The organism is Cronobacter sp. 153480017-3, from assembly GCF_053627815.1.
Genome location: NZ_JBSEYN010000003.1, coordinates 288,192 through 301,374, shown reverse-complemented (window position 1 = coordinate 301,374; position 13,183 = coordinate 288,192). Strand labels below are relative to the sequence as shown.

At 58.5% G+C, this 13,183-nt stretch carries 12 protein-coding genes; 8 read left to right on the top strand and 4 right to left on the bottom strand.

The genetic code is table 11. The annotated features are described in order from the left end of the window. Positions 1–82: 82 nt before the first annotated feature. Positions 83–736 carry a 3,4-dihydroxy-2-butanone-4-phosphate synthase gene (gene ribB, locus ACUW6V_RS09255; protein WP_012123813.1) on the top strand — a complete coding sequence of 218 codons (654 nt, stop codon included), beginning with the start codon at positions 83–85 and terminating at the stop codon, positions 734–736. A 64-nt stretch (positions 737–800) separates the two neighbouring features. Here ribB and zupT read toward each other — a convergent pair whose 3' ends face one another. Next, positions 801–1,577 carry a zinc transporter ZupT gene (gene zupT, locus ACUW6V_RS09250; protein WP_007895215.1) on the bottom strand — a complete coding sequence of 259 codons (777 nt, stop codon included), beginning with the start codon at positions 1,575–1,577 and terminating at the stop codon, positions 801–803. A gap of 191 nt (positions 1,578–1,768) precedes the next feature. Here zupT and ygiD point away from each other — a divergent pair, with 191 nt between their 5' ends. Then, positions 1,769–2,560, top strand: a complete 792-nt coding sequence (gene ygiD, locus ACUW6V_RS09245) for a 4,5-DOPA-extradiol-dioxygenase (protein WP_454038271.1) — start codon at positions 1,769–1,771, stop codon at positions 2,558–2,560. 27 nt (positions 2,561–2,587) lie between these two features. On the opposite strand, the gene ACUW6V_RS09240 is transcribed toward ygiD, so the two are convergent. From ACUW6V_RS09240 to tolC, 3 genes are all read right to left on the bottom strand, one after another. After that, positions 2,588–3,748, bottom strand: coding sequence for a glutathionylspermidine synthase family protein (locus ACUW6V_RS09240; protein ID WP_454038270.1), 1,161 nt, complete (start codon positions 3,746–3,748; stop codon positions 2,588–2,590). A 3-nt stretch (positions 3,749–3,751) separates the two neighbouring features. Further along, on the bottom strand, positions 3,752–4,405 hold the full coding sequence (locus ACUW6V_RS09235) for a DUF1190 family protein (RefSeq protein ID WP_454038269.1): 654 nt from the start codon (positions 4,403–4,405) through the stop codon (positions 3,752–3,754). Between the two features lie 150 nt (positions 4,406–4,555). Then, positions 4,556–6,043 (bottom strand): outer membrane channel protein TolC, encoded by a 1,488-nt coding sequence (tolC, locus tag ACUW6V_RS09230; protein WP_007895224.1) that lies wholly within the window; start codon positions 6,041–6,043, stop codon positions 4,556–4,558. Positions 6,044–6,256: 213 nt separating this feature from the next. Between tolC and nudF the strand changes: the two genes are divergently transcribed. The 6 genes from nudF to katG all read left to right on the top strand — a co-directional run bounded on the left by nudF (position 6,257) and on the right by katG (position 13,180). Continuing rightward, a complete protein-coding gene (nudF, locus tag ACUW6V_RS09225; RefSeq protein ID WP_004385611.1) occupies positions 6,257–6,889 on the top strand; it encodes an ADP-ribose diphosphatase in 633 nt (210 codons plus the stop codon). Between the two features lie 2 nt (positions 6,890–6,891). Next, positions 6,892–7,314, top strand: a complete 423-nt coding sequence (locus ACUW6V_RS09220) for a DUF1249 family protein (protein ID WP_004385612.1) — start codon at positions 6,892–6,894, stop codon at positions 7,312–7,314. Between the two features lie 24 nt (positions 7,315–7,338). Continuing rightward, a complete protein-coding gene (gene cpdA / locus ACUW6V_RS09215; protein ID WP_004385613.1) occupies positions 7,339–8,166 on the top strand; it encodes a 3',5'-cyclic-AMP phosphodiesterase in 828 nt (275 codons plus the stop codon). Further along, positions 8,166–8,741 carry an esterase YqiA gene (yqiA, locus tag ACUW6V_RS09210; RefSeq protein ID WP_004385614.1) on the top strand — a complete coding sequence of 192 codons (576 nt, stop codon included), beginning with the start codon at positions 8,166–8,168 and terminating at the stop codon, positions 8,739–8,741. Before cpdA ends, yqiA begins: the two co-directional genes overlap by 1 nt. Positions 8,742–8,783: 42 nt before the next feature. Next, on the top strand, positions 8,784–10,676 hold the full coding sequence (parE, locus tag ACUW6V_RS09205) for a DNA topoisomerase IV subunit B (protein ID WP_004385615.1): 1,893 nt from the start codon (positions 8,784–8,786) through the stop codon (positions 10,674–10,676). A gap of 323 nt (positions 10,677–10,999) precedes the next feature. Continuing rightward, positions 11,000–13,180, top strand: coding sequence for a catalase/peroxidase HPI (katG, locus tag ACUW6V_RS09200; RefSeq protein WP_454038268.1), 2,181 nt, complete (start codon positions 11,000–11,002; stop codon positions 13,178–13,180). The last annotated feature ends 3 nt before the right edge of the window (positions 13,181–13,183 follow it).

The window sequence follows — 13,183 nt, the reverse complement described above, 5'->3', positions numbered from 1 at the left end:
CGTTATTTTGCTTGCCGCTTGCCGGCACTCCTAAGACCGCCCTGATTCTGGTAATCCATATAATTAATGAGGTTTCTTTACCATGAATCAGACGCTTCTTTCTGCTTTTGGCACCGCTTTTGAACGCGTGGAAAACGCGATCGCCGCACTGCGCGAAGGGCGCGGTGTGATGGTGCTTGATGACGAGAACCGTGAAAACGAAGGCGACATGATTTTCGCCGCCGAAACCATGACCGTTGAACAGATGGCGCTGACCATCCGTCACGGCAGCGGCATCGTCTGCCTGTGCCTGACCGAAGAACGCCGTAAACAGCTTGACCTGCCGATGATGGTGGAAAACAACACCAGCGCGTTCGGCACCGGTTTTACCGTCACCATCGAAGCGGCACACGGCGTGACCACTGGCGTTTCCGCCGCCGACCGCATCACGACCATTCGCGCGGCGATTGCCGACGACGCGAAACCGTCCGATCTGCACCGTCCTGGCCACGTTTTCCCGCTGCGCGCGCAGCCGGGCGGCGTACTGACCCGCGGCGGCCACACCGAAGCGACTATCGATTTAGTCTCGCTGGCGGGCTTTAAACCGGCAGGCGTGCTGTGCGAACTGACTAACGACGACGGCACCATGGCGCGCGCGCCGGAGTGCATCGCGTTTGCCCGCGAACACAATATGCCGGTCGTAACCATTGAAGATTTAGTGAGCTATCGCCAGGCGCAGGAGCGCAAAGCGAGCTGACAAAAAGCCCGGCGAGCGCCGGGCCTGAATGCTTCTGAAAGCCCGGTCAGACCGGGCTTTTTTATTAGCCGCTAAGGCCGCTCGTTTGCAGCAGCGTCAGGCTTAATCCCATCACTGACATGCCGCACAGCACGCCGTAGCTCGGGTTGTTATGCGGATCGATCTCTTTGGCAAGCGGCATCAGCTCATCCACCGACAGCGCCACCATGATCCCGGCGACTGCCGCCATAATCGCCGCCATGACCACCGGCGACACCATTGTGCCGAGAATAAGCCACGCCAGCACGCCGCCCAGAATTTCGGCCATCCCGGAGAGCCCCGCCCAGATAACCGCTTTACGGCGCGAGCCGGTGGCCGCGTAAACCGGGCCCGCCACCGCCAGTCCTTCCGGGATGTTGTGTAAGGCGACGGCGAGCGCAATTCCGAAGCCCAGCTCCAGGTTGGTGCTGGCCGTCACATAGGTGGCGATACCTTCCGGGAAGTTATGCAGGCTGATGCCAAGCGTCAGCAAAAGCGCGGTGCGGCGCAGATTGCGTGACGCATGGGCCGGCGGCGAGTCGATAAGATCCTGCGGGTGCGCGTGCGGCAATATACGATCGAGCGCGAAATAGCCGAGCAGGCCGACGATAAACATGCCATACCCCAGCACCGGTGACATGCCGTCTTCGCCGAGCGCGGCGGGCAACATTTCCATTAGCGAAATCAGCAGCATAATGCCTGCGGCAAAGCCCAGCGAGAAGGCCAGCAGCCGGTTGGAGGGCTTCTGCCCCAGCACACCGAGCAGCGCGCCGATAAACGTGGCGCCACCCGCCAGTAAGGTCAGGATCAGAGGCACTGACATCGAACACTCCTTTTTGATAATAATTATCATTAATTTATCGGGCGGAACGGAAAAGTCGAGGCCCGTCCGTGGCTTTTACAGATTACTTACATTCAAATTTTCTGACGGTCTTCATCACGGTTATCTCCGTTCTTTCTGTGTGCGATAAGCGTAAGGTAGCGTTATTGATTTTACCGTTTCAGGATATAAAAATGACTGCTTCCACTCGCATGCCCGCACTGTTTCTGGGCCACGGCAGCCCGATGAACGTGCTGGAAGATAACCGTTATACCCGCGCCTGGCGCACGCTTGGCGAAACGCTGCCGCGTCCGAAAGCCATTGTGATGGTCTCGGCACACTGGTTTACGCGCGGCACCGGCGTCACCGCGATGGAGCAGCCGCAAACCATTCACGATTTCGGCGGTTTCCCGCAGGCGCTGTACGATACACACTACCCTGCGCCCGGCTCGCCCACGCTGGCACAGCGCGTGGTCGATCTCCTGGCGCCGCTGCCAGTCACGCTTGATAAAGAAGCCTGGGGCTTTGACCACGGTGCCTGGGGCGTACTGATAAAAATGTATCCGCAGGCCGATATTCCGCTGGTGCAACTGAGTATAGACAGCACCAAACCCCCGGTCTGGCACTATCAGATGGGCCAGCGCCTTGCGGCATTACGTGACGAAGGCGTTATGCTGGTGGCGAGCGGCAATGTCGTTCATAACCTGCGTACCGCGCGCTGGCATGGCGAAGGCGAACCGTATGCGTGGGCGGAGTCGTTCAATAACTTTGTTAAAGATAATCTGACGTGGCGCGGCGAGGCGGCGGCACACCCGCTGGTCAACTATCTGGCGCACCCCGGCGGCAGCCTGTCGAACCCGACGGCAGAGCACTTCCTGCCGCTGCTGTACACGCTCGGCGCGTGGGACGGCAGCGAAAACATCAGCATCCCGGTCGATGGGCTGGAAATGGCGTCGTTGAGTATGTTATCGGTGCAGGTGGGTTAACCATGGCGCCCTGGGGCGCCATTTCGGTTATTCCACAAACAGGTGCGGATAGAAGCGGGAGAGATCCTGGGTTATCAGCGCTCTGTCTTCACGAATGCCGATCCCGGCTGGCTGATCGTTGATAAGCCAGCTGCCGATAAGCGTGTAGCTGTCACCGAATTTCGGCAGCGGATGGAACTGCTGCACGATGGTGCCTTCTTCGCCATACGGGCCTTCCACCTGCGCGATAGTCTGGCCGTTTTCAACGATCGACACGTTAGCGCCTTCGCGGGAGAAAATGGGCTTCACCACATATTTTTCCATCGGCGGCGGGTTATCTTCGCTGAAGTACGCCGGCAGCAGGTTAGGGTGATTTGGGTAGAGTTCCCACAGCAGCGGCAGCAGCGCTTTGTTGGAGATAATGCTCTTCCACGCCGGCTCCAGCCAGCGCACGCCCGCGTCCTCAAGCTTGGTGGAGAAGGTTTCGCGCAGCATGTACTCCCACGGATAGAGCTTAAACAGGTTACTGATGACCTGATCCTGGAGATCGGTAAACTGCCCCTTTTCGCCAAGGCCGATATCTTCGATAAACAGAAAATCGTTCTCGATCCCGGCTTCGCTGGCGCAATCCTGTAAATACTGCACCGTGCCGCGATCTTCCACCGTATCGCGACAGCAGGCGAGATGCAGACGGTTAAAGCCGTACTGCGCTTTCAGCTCGCCGAAACGCTCGATGATCTTCTCCTGGAGGCTATTGAACTGATCGCTGCCCTGCGGGAGATTCCCGGCGCGCAGCTGATCTTCGAGCCAGATCCACTGAAAGAATGCCGCTTCATATAAAGAGGTCGGCGTATCGGCGTTATTTTCGAGAAGTTTTGGCTCGCCGCGTCCGTCCCAGGCGAGATCGAGACGCGAATAGAGCGACGGCTGGCCGCTGCGCCAGGACTGACGTACAAACTCCCACGTGTGCTTCGGAATGCGGAATTTGGTCATCAGCGCGTCGCTCGCGACCACTTTCTCCACCACCTGTAAGCACATCTGGTGCAGCTCGGCCGTCACCTCTTCGAGCTTTTCGACCTGCGCCAGCGTCAGGCGGTAGTACGCGTCTTCGCACCAGTATGGCTCGCCGTACATGGTGTGAAAGTTAAAACCGTACTCCGTGGCCTTATCGCGCCAGTCCGGGCGCTCGCTGATAGCGATTCTTTCCATGTGTCAGCCGCCCATTGAACGAGAAGAAGAACCCGCCGCGCTGCGCTGCATCGTGGCCTGTTTCGCGACGGAATCACCAAAACCACCGCGGGTGATGGTTGAGGTGGTCGCTGGTTTCGGTGCCATCGCCGATTTCGGTACGGTCATGGTACGGCCCGGCTGCGCGGCGCCGTAATTACGGCCGCTGGCGTCGGTATATTTACCGTAAGCCGGGCTTGCCGGGTTGCGCGAGCTGAACAGCGGTTGTTGGGCGAATCCCATGCCGCCGCCCATCAGACGGCCCATCATGTAACCCGCCATCAGCGGCATCCACATGCTGCCGGTCTGCTGCGTGGCCTGGCTGGTATTGGTGTTATTGACTTGTTTGCACTGATCTTCGCCAAATTCCGCCACGCAGTCTTCACGAGTGGCGTATTTCGGCGCGGTGCGTTCCGCCTCTTTCAGGGCGTTGTTATACGCGGTGGTGCATTCAGCCCTTTTGCCGGGGTTGGCCGCCGAGCAGTCGTCTGCGTTTTGATAAAGCTGGACGGTTTCATCGCTCTTTTCGCAACCCGCCAGCATGAATGCTGCGGTGACCGCGAAGGCCACCGGCGTTAAATGACGCGCGTTCCAGCTTTTGCGAAACATCGCGCGGTTAATCTGTTTTGTCCGTTTCATGCCTGCATCCTGACCCAGTGGTATTGCACAGTTATGGTGCTCAGGATAGTGGATGAGTGGTTGAAATTAAAGCGGGAGGCCGGAGGGGGCGGGGATCTTTACGTTGACTTACGTTCAGGCGGGAGGCCGTTGCGCCTCCCGCCACAGCGATTACTGACGGAACGGGTTGCCGCTGTTGCTGTTGCTGCTACGGGTGGCCGCGGCAGGCTGCATGGCAGGCGCATTGCCGCCGCCGTTCGCCATGTTATTCACGGCGGCATCCTGCTCCGGGTTTTCCGGGGCGACGCTTTCAGGCGCGGTGGAGACCGGTTTGCCCAGCGAGTTATTCAGCGCGACCAGATCCTGCTCGTTGAGCGTACCCAGCGCAGATTTAATATTGAGCTGGTTGATCAGGTAGTTATAACGCGCGCTGGAGAGCTGCTGTTTGGCGTTGTACAGCGTGGTGGTGGCGTCCAGCACATCGACGATGGTACGCGTACCGACCGAGTAACCGGCTTCCATCGCATCCAGTGAGCTTTGCGCGGACACGACCGCCTGCTCATAGGCTTTGATGCTGCTGATGGAGGCGTTAACGTTGTTATAAGACGAACGCACGGTCTGCACGACGTTGCGGTGCGCGCTTTCCAGTTTTTCGCTGGCGCCAACGAAGCTGTACTGCGCTTGTTTAACTTGTGATGTCACCGAGCCGCCGCTGTAGAGCGGCAGGTTGAAGCTCAGGCCGATGGAGTTCTGGCCGATTTTGCTGTCAGCGTAACGGCTTGCCGCCGCGCCGCTGGTTTTGCTGCCGCTGTAGTCGGTGTCCGACACGCTGCTGGACGCCGTTAAGCCGAGCGTCGGCATATGGCCGGTTTCAGCGTAGCGGATCTGCTCACGCGCCAGATCCTGGCTCAGACGCGCCTGCAGCAGCGTCAGGTTACGCTGTTCTGCCTCTTTCAGCAGCGCGTTAACGGCGGCCGGTTTGGTAGTTTTGAAATTATCGACGTTCAGCGACGCGAGCTGCGGGTAGTAGTTGCCCGTCACCTGGCGCAGCTGTTCCAGCGCGTTATCGAGGTTGTTACGCGCGGTCACTTCGTTCGCCAGCACGTTATCGTACTGCGCGCGGGCGTTCTGCACGTCGGTAATCGCCACCAGGCCCACGTTAAAACGCTGGGTGGTTTGATCGAGCTGGCGGTAGATCGCCTGTTTCTGCGCTTCGGTGTAGGAGAGCGCGTCAATCGCGCTCAGCACCTGGAAATAAGCTGTCGCGGTGTTCAGCATCAGCGTCTGCTGATCGGTCTGGTAGGTCACATCCTGAATGCCTGCGGTTTTTTCCTGCAGGGTCAGGGCGCGCCATTTGGACATATCGAAAATGGTCTGGGTTAATTGCAGCGACGCGCTCTTGGCGGTGCTGTCTACGCCGTCGTTATCGCGAAAACCGCTGTTATAGGTGTAATCTGCACCCAGGCCGAGCTGCGGAAGTAAAGGACTGCGGGCTTCGTTAATTTTTTCGAATGCGGCGTCGCGGTCAGCAGCGGAGCTGCGCAGGTCCGGGTTACTTAAACGTGCCTGCTGGTAAACCTGCAACAGGTTTTCTGCCTGGCTCATGGCGCTGAAGCCCGTCAGGCTCAGGCCGATAAGGATGGGGAGCAGTTTCTTCATTTGCATTCCTTGTTGTGAAGCATAAAGAATTTATTAGCGCTGTCAGAAGCCGAAAAATTGATCGCCGATTCTACCAGAGTCAACCCGCCGTGAGGCTTGGCGTAACGTGCCTTCTGCCGCTAAATTTCCACAATCTATCACATGGGCAATGAAACGGCAGGTAAACTGGCTTGAAATGCCCAGATTCGGCACCATCTCGAACCGGAAACCATCATGAGCAAATCAACCCCACGCCCCGTTACTTTCACCAAAAACGATGTAGAAATTATTGCACGGGAAAAGCTATATCGCGGCTTTTTTTCGCTCGATCTTTACCGCTTTCGCCACCGCCTTTTCAATGGCGAAATGAGCGGGGAAGTGCGGCGCGAAATTTTTGAGCGCGGCCATGCCGCAGTCCTGCTACCCTTTGACCCTGTGCGTGATGAGGTGGTACTGATCGAGCAGATTCGTATCGCCGCTTTCGATACCAGCGACACCCCGTGGCTGCTGGAACTGGTCGCCGGTATGATTGAGCCTGGCGAAACGGTGGAAGAGGTCGCGCGCCGCGAGGCGATGGAAGAGGCAGGCCTTTCCGTCGGGCGAGTAAAAAAATTCATGAGCTATCTGGCAAGCCCTGGCGGCACCAGTGAGCGCCTGTCATTAATGGTTGGCGAAGTGGACGCCACGACCGCGCAAGGCATACACGGTCTGGCTGATGAAAACGAAGATATTCGGGTTCATGTGGTAAGCCGGGAACAGGCATACCAGTGGGTAGAAGAGGGGAGAATCGACAACGCAGCCTCCGTCATCGCATTGCAATGGCTGCAATTACATTATCAAGCATTGAGAAACGAGTGGAACACCTGAATATGAAGCGTTATACACCTGATTTTCCAGAAATGATGCGCCTGTGCGAGACTAACTTCGCGCAGCTGCGCCGCCTGTTGCCGCGCAATGACGCGCCGGGCGAAGCCGTAAGTTATCAGGTGGCGGGCGCGCAATACCGTTTAACTATCCTCGAATCAACCCGGTACACCACGCTTGTACAGATAGAGCAAACCGCGCCGAAAGTGAGCTACTGGAGTTTGCCGTCAATGAGCGTAAGGCTTTACCATGACGCCATGGTCGCGGAAGTGTGTTCAAGCCAGCAGATCTTTCGCTTCAAAGCGCGTTATGATTACCCAAATAAAAAGTTGCATCAGCGCGACGAAAAACATCAAATTAACCAGTTTCTTGCCGACTGGCTACGCTACTGTTTAGCGCATGGAGCAATGGCGGTTCCGGTTTGTTAGCGTCGTGAAACCTAAGGACACCATTTGGAAAGCCTGTTAAATCTTCCTGTTGCTGGTGGGGCCAGCGTCAGGATTCTACAAATTACCGATACTCACCTGTTTGCCGGAAAGAACGATACCCTGCTCGGCGTCAACACCTGGGAGAGCTACCAGGCGGTGCTGGCAGAGCTTCACGCCGAACAGCGCGAGTGCGATCTGATTGTCGCGACAGGCGACCTGGCGCAGGATCATACGCCTGAGGCTTATGAACACTTTGCAACAGGTATCGCCTCCTTGCCCGCACCCTGCGTCTGGCTGCCGGGCAACCACGATTTCCAGCCCGCGATGTACAGCACACTCCAGGACGCCGGCATTTCGCCCGCCAAGCGCGTGTTCGCAGGAGATAACTGGCAGGTGCTGCTGCTCGACAGCCAGGTTTTCGGCGTGCCGCACGGCGAGCTGAGCGACTACCAGCTCGAGTGGCTTGAGCGCATGCTTCAGGCGGCGCCGGAGCGCCATACGCTGCTGCTTTTGCACCATCACCCGCTGCCGTCCGGCTGCGGCTGGCTCGATCAACACAGCCTGCGCAACGCGCAGGCGCTTGACGATGTGCTGAACCATTACCCGCAAGTGAAGCATCTGCTTTGCGGGCATATTCATCAGGAGCTGGATCTCGACTGGAACGGCCGCCGCCTGATGGCGACGCCGTCTACCTGCGTTCAGTTCAAACCTCACTGCGCGGGCTTTACGCTTGATACGGTCGCACCCGGCTGGCGCTGGCTGAATCTGCACCCTGACGGCTCGCTCACTACGGAAGTGTGCCGCCTTGAAGGCGCGCAGTTCCGCCCTGATACCGCATCAGAAGGATACTGATGTCTACGCTCCTCTACCTCCACGGTTTTAACAGTTCTCCTCGCTCGGCGAAGGCCACCAGCTTGCAACGCTGGCTGGCGCAGCAGCATCCAGAAATTAATATGGTCGTTCCGCAACTGCCGCCGTATCCGTCTGATGCCGCGGAGCTGCTGGAGTCGTTAGTGCTTGAGCACGGCGGCGAGCCGCTCGGCGTCGTGGGCTCCTCGCTTGGCGGTTATTACGCAACCTGGCTTTCGCAATGTTTTATGCTGCCAGCGGTGGTGGTGAACCCGGCGGTGCGCCCCTTTGAGCTGCTGACCGATTTTCTCGGCGCGAACGAGAACCCCTACACCGGGCAGCAATATGTGCTAGAGTCTCGCCATATTTACGATCTGAAAGTGATGCAAATTGAGCCGCTCGAAGCCCCGGATCTTATCTGGCTGTTACAGCAGACAGGCGACGAGGTGCTGGATTACCGCCAGGCGGTGGCGTACTACGCGCCGTGCCGTCAGACGGTGGAAACCGGCGGCAACCACGCTTTTGCAGGCTTTGAAGATTATTTCACGCAGATTGTCGATTTCCTTAGCCTGCGTTAACGCTAAGGCAACGATCCCGTTTTGTGACCTGACGATAAAATCATGACCCAATCCTATAATGCCGATGCCATTGAGGTGCTCACCGGGCTTGAGCCGGTGCGCCGCCGTCCGGGGATGTATACCGACACCTCCCGTCCCAACCATCTGGGCCAGGAAGTTATTGATAACAGCGTCGATGAAGCGCTGGCGGGGCATGCCAGACGCGTCGACGTGATCCTTCACGCCGACCAGTCGCTGGAAGTTATCGACGACGGGCGCGGCATGCCGGTGGATATTCACCCGGAAGAGGGCGTTCCCGCCGTGGAGCTGATCCTCTGCCGCCTGCACGCGGGCGGTAAATTCTCGAACAAAAACTACCAGTTCTCCGGCGGCCTGCATGGTGTTGGGATCTCGGTCGTTAACGCCCTGTCAAAACGTGTCGAAGTGAACGTGAAACGCGACGGGCAGATCTACAACATCGCCTTTGAAAATGGCGAAAAGGTCAAAGAGCTGAGCGTGGTCGGCACCTGCCCGAAACGCCAGACGGGCACCAGCGTCCACTTCTGGCCGGATGAGAAATTCTTCGACAGCCCGCGTTTTTCCGTCTCCCGCCTGACGCACCTGCTGAAAGCGAAAGCGGTGCTGTGTCCGGGCGTTGAAATCAACTTTAAAGATCAGGTGAACAACACCGAGCAGCGCTGGTGCTATCAGGATGGTCTTAACGATTACCTCTCCGAGGCGGTAAACGGGCTGATTACGCTGCCGGAAAAACCGTTTATCGGTAACTTCTCCGGTGAGACGGAAGCGGTGGACTGGGCGCTGTTATGGCTGCCGGAAGGCGGCGAGCTGCTGACCGAAAGCTACGTCAACCTGATCCCGACCATGCAGGGCGGCACCCATGTCAACGGCCTGCGTCAGGGTCTGCTGGACGCCATGCGTGAGTTTTGCGAATACCGCAATATTCTGCCGCGCGGCGTGAAGCTCTCGGCGGAAGATATCTGGGAGCGTTGCGCTTATGTTCTGTCGGTGAAAATGCAGGACCCGCAATTCGCCGGACAGACCAAAGAGCGTCTCTCCTCGCGCCAGTGCGCGGCGTTTGTCTCCGGCGTGGTGAAAGACGCCTTCAGCCTGTGGCTGAACCAGAACGTTCAGGCGGCGGAACAGCTCGCCGAGCTCGCCATCGCCAGCGCCCAGCGCCGTCTGCGCGCCGCCAAAAAAGTGGTGCGTAAAAAACTGACCAGCGGCCCTGCGCTGCCCGGCAAGCTTGCCGACTGCACCGCGCAGGATCTCAACCGTACGGAGCTCTTCCTGGTGGAAGGGGATTCCGCAGGCGGCTCCGCCAAACAGGCGCGCGATCGCGAATACCAGGCGATCATGCCGCTTAAAGGTAAGATCCTGAACACCTGGGAGGTGTCGTCGGATGAAGTGCTGGCCTCGCAGGAGGTGCATGATATCTCGGTTGCGATCGGCATCGATCCGGATAGCGACGATCTCAGCCAGCTGCGTTACGGCAAGATCTGTATCCTCGCGGATGCGGACTCTGACGGTCTGCACATCGCCACGCTGCTGTGTGCCCTGTTTGTGAAACACTTCCGCGCGCTGGTGAAAGGCGGCCATGTCTACGTCGCCATGCCGCCGCTTTATCGTATCGATCTCGGTAAAGAGGTTTACTACGCGCTGGACGAAGAAGAAAAAGCGGGCGTGCTGGAACAGCTCAAGCGTAAAAAGGGCAAGCCGAACGTCCAGCGCTTTAAAGGCCTCGGCGAGATGAACCCGATGCAGCTGCGCGAAACGACGCTCGACCCGAATACCCGCCGCCTGGTGCAGCTCACCATCAGCGATGACGACGACGCGCGCACGCTGGCGGTGATGGATATGCTGCTCGCCAAAAAACGCTCTGAAGACAGACGTAACTGGCTTCAGGAGAAAGGCGATATGGCGGATATCGAAGTCTGATAACGCCCGTTCTGTAACAACACATCCTTTCAGCGGCGCCTTTGGCGCCGCTGCTGTTTCCCTGATGTAACTCCTTACTTTTATGGCGGATTACGTTTTACCGCTTCGTTTGCGATCCCGATCAAACACGGCAGCTTCCATCCGTCGTACTCAACAGGACATGATTCGCCGGCATCTCTTGTTGACGCTTTTGGCTGAAAAACACTGCACCGATTATCCGTCGCATTAGCAAGGCACAGGCTATCGAATCCGTAGATTAATTCAGGTAGGACTTATCAAAAAGCGGGGCTATCGTAGCCTGAAAATGGAAAACGGAGCGAGACATGAGCACGCCATCTGATCAACACAATACGTTATCTGCCGGGAAATGCCCTTTCCATCAGGGCAACAGCAACCAGACCGCGGGCGGTGGCACGTCCAGCCGCGACTGGTGGCCGAATCAACTGCGCGTAGAGCTGCTGGCCCAGCACTCAAACCGCACCAACCCTTTGGGGGAAGATTTCAACTACCGTAAAGCGTTCAGCGAGCTGGATTACGCGGCGCTGAAAGCCGATCTGAAAGCCCTGTTAACCGATTCCCAACCGTGGTGGCCTGCCGACTGGGGCAGCTACACCGGCCTTTTCATCCGCATGGCGTGGCACAGCGCGGGAACCTATCGCTCCGCTGACGGGCGCGGCGGCGCGGGCCGCGGGCAGCAGCGTTTTGCGCCGCTCAACTCCTGGCCAGACAACGTGAGCCTTGATAAAGCGCGCCGTCTGCTGTGGCCAGTGAAACAGAAATATGGCCAGAAAATCTCCTGGGCCGACCTGTTTATCCTCGCCGGTAACGTGGCGCTGGAAAACTCCGGGTTCCGTACCTTTGGTTTCGGTGCCGGGCGTGAAGACGTCTGGGAGCCGGATATGGACGTGAACTGGGGCGATGAGAAAAACTGGCTTGAGCATCGTCACCCGGAATCGCTGGCGCAGGCGCCGCTCGGCGCGACCGAAATGGGCCTTATCTATGTTAACCCGGAAGGGCCGAACCACAGCGGCGACCCGGCCTCCGCGGCCCCCGCCATCCGTGCGACCTTCGGCAACATGGGCATGAACGATGAAGAGACCGTGGCGCTGATCGCAGGCGGTCATACGCTCGGTAAAACTCACGGTGCGGCAGCAGCGAGCCACGTCGGCGTCGATCCGGAAGCCGCGCCTATTGAAGCGCAGGGGCTCGGCTGGCACAGCAGCTTTGGCAGCGGCGTGGGCGCAGATGCCATCACCTCCGGGCTGGAAGTGACCTGGACCCAGACCCCAACCCAGTGGAGCAACTACTTCTTCGAGAACCTGTTCAAATATGAATGGGTGCAGACCCGCAGCCCGGCAGGGGCTATCCAGTTTGAAGCGGTCGACGCGCCGGAGATCATTCCTGACCCGTTCGATCCGTCGAAAAAACGTAAGCCGACGATGCTGGTGACTGACCTGACGCTGCGTTTCGACCCGGAATTCGAGAAGATCTCGCGTCGTTTCCTTAACGATCCGCAAGCGTTCAACGAAGCCTTCGCCCGCGCCTGGTACAAACTGACGCACCGCGATATGGGGCCGAAAGCGCGCTATATCGGCCCGGAAGTGCCGAAAGAAGATCTGATCTGGCAGGACCCGTTACCGGCGGCGATTTATCAGCCGACGCAGGCGGATATCGACAGCCTGAAAGCGGAGATTGCCAGCGCCGGTTTATCGGTAAGCGAACTGGTCTCCGTCGCCTGGGCGTCGGCTTCGACCTTCCGCGGCGGTGATAAACGCGGCGGCGCTAACGGCGCGCGTCTGGCGCTTGCCCCACAGCGCGACTGGGAAGTAAACGCCTCTGCCGCCCGTGCGCTGGCGACGCTTGAAGCTATCCAGCGTACCGCGAATAAAGCGTCGCTCGCAGATATCATCGTGCTGGCAGGCGTAGTGGGCGTTGAGCAGGCCGCGAAAGCCGCGGGCGTTGAGATTACCGTGCCGTTCGCGCCAGGCCGCGTCGATGCACGCCAGGATCAGACCGATGTGGCGCTGTTTGAATTCCTGAAACCGAAAGCTGACGGCTTCCGTAACTATCGCGGCGTGCGCAGCAGCACCCCGACCGAGTCGCTGCTTATTGATAAAGCGCAGCAGCTGACGCTGACCGCGCCGGAACTGACCGTACTGGTGGGCGGGATGCGTGCCCTTGGCGCAAACTACGACGCCAGCGCGCACGGCGTGTTCACGGACCGCGTGGGCGTGCTCAGCACCGATTTCTTCGTCAATCTGCTGGATATGCGTTACGAGTGGAAAGCGACTGACGCGACCGCTGAAGTGTTTGAAGGGCGCGACCGCGAGAGCGGCGAAGTGAAATACACGGCGACCCGCGCGGATCTGGTATTTGGCTCGAACTCGGTTCTGCGTTCTTTCGCGGAGGTCTATGCGAGCCAGGATGCGCACGAGAAGTTCGTGAAGGATTTCGTGGCGGCCTGGACCAAAGTGATGAACCTGGACCGCTTCGATATCCAATAAGCG

Excerpts from the sequence above, each read along its gene's own strand:
- ribB (WP_012123813.1), top strand. The coding sequence starts at position 83 with ATGAATCAGACGCTTCTTTCTGCTTTTGGCACCGCTTTTGAACGCGTG.
- zupT (WP_007895215.1), bottom strand. The coding sequence starts at position 1,577 with ATGTCAGTGCCTCTGATCCTGACCTTACTGGCGGGTGGCGCCACGTTT.
- ygiD (WP_454038271.1), top strand. The coding sequence starts at position 1,769 with ATGACTGCTTCCACTCGCATGCCCGCACTGTTTCTGGGCCACGGCAGC.
- ACUW6V_RS09240 (WP_454038270.1), bottom strand. The coding sequence starts at position 3,748 with ATGGAAAGAATCGCTATCAGCGAGCGCCCGGACTGGCGCGATAAGGCC.
- ACUW6V_RS09235 (WP_454038269.1), bottom strand. The coding sequence starts at position 4,405 with ATGAAACGGACAAAACAGATTAACCGCGCGATGTTTCGCAAAAGCTGG.
- tolC (WP_007895224.1), bottom strand. The coding sequence starts at position 6,043 with ATGAAGAAACTGCTCCCCATCCTTATCGGCCTGAGCCTGACGGGCTTC.
- nudF (WP_004385611.1), top strand. The coding sequence starts at position 6,257 with ATGAGCAAATCAACCCCACGCCCCGTTACTTTCACCAAAAACGATGTA.
- ACUW6V_RS09220 (WP_004385612.1), top strand. The coding sequence starts at position 6,892 with ATGAAGCGTTATACACCTGATTTTCCAGAAATGATGCGCCTGTGCGAG.
- yqiA (WP_004385614.1), top strand. The coding sequence starts at position 8,166 with ATGTCTACGCTCCTCTACCTCCACGGTTTTAACAGTTCTCCTCGCTCG.
- parE (WP_004385615.1), top strand. The coding sequence starts at position 8,784 with ATGACCCAATCCTATAATGCCGATGCCATTGAGGTGCTCACCGGGCTT.
- katG (WP_454038268.1), top strand. The coding sequence starts at position 11,000 with ATGAGCACGCCATCTGATCAACACAATACGTTATCTGCCGGGAAATGC.